This window comes from bacterium (assembly GCA_009926305.1).
Lineage (GTDB): Bacteria > Bdellovibrionota_C > UBA2361 > UBA2361 > RFPC01 > RFPC01.
In genome coordinates this window covers 1-2,700 of record RFPC01000153.1, presented here as the reverse complement: position 1 = coordinate 2,700, position 2,700 = coordinate 1, and the positions used below count along the sequence as shown (strand labels likewise).

The window sequence follows — 2,700 nt, the reverse complement described above, 5'->3', positions numbered from 1 at the left end:
GGTAAAAGGTGGTAACTCTATGTCGGGGTCAAAGTAGTTTATATTCGTTTCGCTTACCGGCTGCTTAAAAGCTCCCTCGAACTCTTTGGTTAATTCAGATAACTTATCGGGAGGGAGAGAGAACACATCGCGAGCGGCTTCTTCTAATCTCTTTTTTGCAACCCCGTTCCTGCTCCAGTACTGTATATATGCAACGGCAGGAGTCATCCCGCCAAACGTGCCGTCGACGAAATCGATGCTCCCTAGCTTCTTGAGTACGGAAGAATTCTCCCCCCGTGAAGTCCAACCTGTATTGGACTTAAAGCTAGAAACTTTTTCACTTACTCTCGGGGGTAAACCCATGGATAGAAAAGTCTCACTCTCACTATGCTTTCAACTAAACAGGGGGCTCAGCGTGATCGAAGCTCCAGGCTATAGCGTTACGAACGATAGAGTCGGCGTCTTTATCCCAGTCGTCAAAGTACGGGTTATTCCCAATCCTTTCAAGGACCCACTCTCGTACAACATTACCCACTGTCTCGGGCATCCTGGCGATCCGGCTGGTGCGTTTCCATACACATTCATATCTGCTACCTCCATTAGATCCGTCAAATTGCTCGATTTCTCTGAGGATCCCTAGAATCTTTCTCTTCACAAAACTCCTCTTGCCCGGAGTCAGTTTGTTCCAAATCTTCCTCTGATCCTCTATAGTCCCCCAATCCGGGTCATGATCTTTAGGCACTGGAGTATAAGAAGTCACGTGCTTCACCGCTTCTACCGAGTCCGCAATCTTCTTCAGCTTATCAACTTCAGTGACAATATCGTTATCGAGATATACGATAGAGTCCGGAGTAGATCCGAAGTACATCCGGGCAGTATCGACGCATGAAGTGTCTCCTCCTAGGGCATGGGCAAGGCCCGTAGCCAGTAGCTTCGCCTTCTTGATGTCTGTAATCTCCTCAGAGAGGAATATAATACCTCTGAACTTAGGATGCTCCGGAGTACTAGAAAAGGAGTGATGAAGTATATTGAACTTTATCCCCAACTGGGATGCCTGGGTGATAATTTCCTCCATACTGTCCCCGTCATCGTAGTCTACTCCCAAAACTTGGCAGCTATGAAACAACCCCTCCACCCTTCTCCGCCTCTTCCAATCCGGACACACGTCGAAGACAAAAGGCGACCAAGTGCGTCCCTGCACAATGGCCTTAGCCAATCTCTTGGGGGTTACCTCGGCCGTTTCGGTACCTAGCCGAGACCCTAGCACTCTTACCTCGGTCTTAGGGTTCCCATACTTATCACACTGACCCTTGTACTGCAGAGTAGTACTGGGCTTGTGGTCCCAGTGTTCGTAGTCCAGGGAGATAGTAGCCACTGAGTCGAGGTGTTTTCCTACCATCCTATCACAAGCTCTTGGGGTCGTACTTGGATCCGTAGATCCAGTTCGCATCGCAGCGCTTCGACTTGTCCGTGATATAATCCAGCTCTTCCTGAGAGAGCGTACCCATGAGGTCGTTGGCAAGCCTGTAGATGCCTTTCTTCTCACCCTTCACCATCTCCCAAGTCCTCACAATATGTGACATTTTCTTTGACATACTAAATCCGTCTCTGAGGGTCAACGCACTAAAGACGTGTTCAGTCGCCAATGCAAGATCTTTGTCCGTCTTATGTGCATTGAATACTTCGTAAGATTTATCGATACTACTGATCAGCATCTTCCTCTGTGCCCAGTAGGGGTGGTCCAGGTCGCGTTTCTGATTTTCCCAGTTCTCTTTCATATTCTTCCTCAGGTTATTCGCCTTCATATCGATCATAACAAACCTAGTAGACTCGAGAATCGTTGCTAAGGATCCCAGAGTCAATTCGGGCAGATAATCTCCCTGGCCTTTCATATCCCTGATAGCGAAGGATAAGAAACAGAACCTAATAAAACATTCCAGAGAGTTTTTATGGGTCTGAAACCGGAAGTAGGGCAGCAAATCTTCACTTTTTGAATGAACATTCGTACCAGACTCCACCTGCTCGAGAAACGCATCAGTGCAGTGGCGAAGTACTCTAGCAAATAGGGTGATCTCGTCGACATCATACTCTTCCATGAGGTATTTAATATTCGCAATAGGGTGAATGTCCCTACCAACCTGCTCTGACATATCTTGTTGCTCATATTTACGATACGTCGACAGCAGAGCGAGTCTGCTAATAGCGCCGGAATCTAGGACATAGGATATCTCCGACCTAACATCGTTGGCATTGGCCAGTATCACTGTATTCGACACAACTTCGATGGCATCGGTACCTTTATTCTCCACTTTCTCCGTACCGCCTGTAACAATAGACTTGAAGCTCGGAGCTGTGAGCATCTTTTCTAGAGAAGCCTGAGTCAGGTCGTCGTTGTAAGCCAAATGCGAGCTGATTACAGACCCTTGGTTAAATCGAGAGCTTAAGTCTCCCATGCTCGAGACGGTATAACCGCAGTATTTCATTGCTTCTCTGATACCGTTAAGGACGGTGGACTTGCCTACCCCCGTCTCTCCTACCACGACTCCCGCCTTCCTGAACGAATGCTTGAGCGGCTCAGTTTTACCAGGATGTACCGCTCCCGTTCTTCCGACACAAGCCCTCCCAATAATGAGTTTGATCATTTCTGCTTCTGCAGGAGGAAATATAGTGATGATATCTTCAAACTTTAGCTTCTGCACCTCTTCACTGAACCAGGAAACT

At 47.7% G+C, this 2,700-nt stretch carries 3 protein-coding genes; all 3 read right to left on the bottom strand.

The genetic code is table 11. The features are described 5' to 3' along the window. A partial coding sequence (locus EBR25_13095) for a hypothetical protein (GenBank protein ID NBW41917.1) occupies positions 1 to 342 on the bottom strand: 342 nt, incomplete at its 3' end. 34 nt (positions 343 to 376) lie between these two features. Next, on the bottom strand, positions 377 to 1,378 hold the full coding sequence (locus tag EBR25_13090) for a hypothetical protein (protein NBW41916.1): 1,002 nt from the start codon (positions 1,376 to 1,378) through the stop codon (positions 377 to 379). 4 nt (positions 1,379 to 1,382) lie between these two features. Next, positions 1,383 to 2,700: hypothetical protein (locus EBR25_13085; protein ID NBW41915.1), on the bottom strand; the 1,318-nt coding region annotated here is incomplete at its 5' end.

Coding starts and splice junctions, on each gene's coding strand:
- EBR25_13090 (NBW41916.1), bottom strand. CDS start 1,378: ATGGTAGGAAAACACCTCGACTCAGTGGCTACTATCTCCCTGGACTAC.